Annotated in this window: 3 protein-coding genes; 2 read left to right on the top strand and 1 reads right to left on the bottom strand. The window is 58.5% G+C overall.

Going from position 1 to position 2,225, the window contains the following annotated elements:
* Both VMT40_RS39290 and VMT40_RS39295 read left to right on the top strand, forming a co-directional pair.
* Positions 1–486, top strand: a 486-nt coding sequence (locus VMT40_RS39290) for a transglycosylase SLT domain-containing protein (protein WP_326364769.1), incomplete at its 5' end; no start/stop codon positions are given.
* 423 nt (positions 487–909) lie between these two features.
* Positions 910–1,713, top strand: coding sequence for a transglycosylase SLT domain-containing protein (locus VMT40_RS39295; protein WP_326364771.1), 804 nt, complete (start codon positions 910–912; stop codon positions 1,711–1,713).
* A gap of 38 nt (positions 1,714–1,751) precedes the next feature.
* Here VMT40_RS39295 and VMT40_RS39300 read toward each other — a convergent pair.
* Positions 1,752–2,225: C40 family peptidase (locus VMT40_RS39300; RefSeq protein WP_326364772.1), on the bottom strand; the 474-nt coding region annotated here is incomplete at its 5' end.

Below are 2,225 nucleotides of genomic sequence, written 5' to 3' on the forward strand. Positions count from 1 at the left end.
GGCAACACCCACACCACCAACCACGCCCTCGCCCAAGCCATCAACAACCTCACCCTCCAATACCTCTACACCCTCGCCGGAAAACCCAACCCAGCAAACAGCACAAGTTCGCCGGGCGACGACACAAGGGGGGAGTGGAGTCAATGGATCCAACCAGCGCAAAAGATTCTGCAGCAATATGGGATTAACCTAGGACCGAGTGACTTGGCGGCTCTGCGAACCATAATCCAGCACGAATCGGATGGCAATCCAAACGCGGTCAATAACGAAGATGTCAATGCGGTCGAAGGCCATCCATCGAAAGGGCTGATGCAGACCATTGACTCGACATTCGAGGAATACGCGGTTCCCGGCCACACCGATATCTGGAACCCGGTCGATAACATCGTTGCTGGCGTGCGCTATGCGGTCGCGACCTACGGGTCGCTCCCAAATGTTCGTGGGTTGGTAGCCATGCGAAACGGCCAGCCGTATGTCGGTTACTGATTGCGCAGACTGTTGATGGAGCCGTCTCGAGATCTATCCCCTCCAAGCAACGATGATGCGCGGGGGGAGCTGTCGACAACTTCGATAGCATCACCAGCAGAAAAGAGTCGGCCAGGGCGCCGCACCCATGCCTCGAATCCATCGTTGGGTATCCGCGCCACACCTTCTGCAGCGCAGCCATCAGCAGAATGCTCCGTGGGCTCATCGGGATCGGGATCGGGATCGATCGCTCGACTGCCCGCCGCCGAGACAGGCCCTGTGCAGGGGCCAGTGTCAGTTGCCGACGGTGGTTCGCTTGGCGGCCCGCCGATCGCGTCAGCGGCTCTCCGAGCCCTCGCTGTGATGGCCGCCAACTTTGGAAATGGCAGTCCGTCGACTGATACTGCGCTATCGTTCGCGCCTCCCCTTACAATACCGACGGCAATGCCAACTGGTCCCATCGCATGGGACAGCCAGATTCGTGCCCGATACTCAGCCGAAACTTCAGGGCGAACCGACCAGGCCAATGCCATTTCGGATCTCAACGTCGATTTGAACAGGATCTTGAACACGTCGGCAGACAACAGCATTCAAGGTCGCGCGGCGATGACCGCGATAATCGCTGACGTCGACTCTGCTCTTACCGCGCTCGGCCCGGTTGAGGATTCCCCGCAGGGCCAATACCTTTTAGCCAGCGTGCTTGAGCAGGCATTGCGTCGTGCTGTATCTGTACTGACGAACGGCCGAGTGGTGACTGTGCTGTCTGCGCAGCAAGTGTCCGAACTTGCTGCCCGTTATCTTCAACAGACCCATACACTTTCGCCATCGAACCGCACTGTATATCCTCTGGGCGAGGGAGTCAGCGGAGGACCGCCATCAACCCAGCCGTCGGGTCGGCAGCGGCAATGGATCAATGATGCCCTGCAGATCCTGCGCGAACACGGTTACGACACCAGCCGGATCAATCCAGCGGACGTCGCGGCGATCATTCAGCACGAATCATCAGGGAACCCCAATGCCATCAACCTCCAGGACAGTAACGCTGCTGCAGGACACCCCTCGAAAGGGTTGATGCAGACCATTGACCCGACATTTCGTGCTTACGCCTTGCCGGGCCACCAGAACATCTGGAACCCGGTCGACAACATCATCGCCGGAATACGTTACGCCATCGCTCGCTATGGTTCCGTCGCGAACGTTCCCGGGGTAGTGCATCTTCATGCCGGCGGCTCGTATGTGGGGTACTGATCGACATGAAATATTGCAGTGCAACCGATTACACCATGTTATGACCAGCGAGCTGCCTCGTAGCTCGGTGGGAGGGGAACTCTTCCGACCGGAACCGACGGATTGGACGCGGCGATGCACTCACCATTGCCGAGGTAGATCATGACATGGCCCACATAGCCAGTGCTGAAGTTGATTTCGTCGGTGGGGAAGATGAGGTCTCCAGGCCGGATGTCTGCGGAAGCCACCTTGGGAAACATGTTGTACTGATCGGTCGCTCCATGTGGGACCTTGACACCGGCAGCCGCGAGAGCGTATTGCACGAGACCCGAGCAATCGAAGTTGTCCGGACCTGCTCCACCGTAAACATAGGGTTTGCCGACTTGCAGCAAAGCAGTTGAAATCGCCTCCTGCACTGCCGGACTCGCGGACCTTGAGGCTGGGTTGGGTTTTCCGGCGAGGGTGTAGAGGTATTGGAGGGTGAGGTTGTTGATGGCTTGGGCGAGGGCGTGGTTGGTGGTGTGGGTGTTGCC

Source organism: Nocardia sp. CDC160 (genome assembly GCF_035818795.1).
Lineage (GTDB): Bacteria > Actinomycetota > Actinomycetes > Mycobacteriales > Mycobacteriaceae > Nocardia.

Coding starts and splice junctions, on each gene's coding strand:
- VMT40_RS39295 (WP_326364771.1), top strand. CDS start 910: ATGCCAACTGGTCCCATCGCATGGGACAGCCAGATTCGTGCCCGATAC.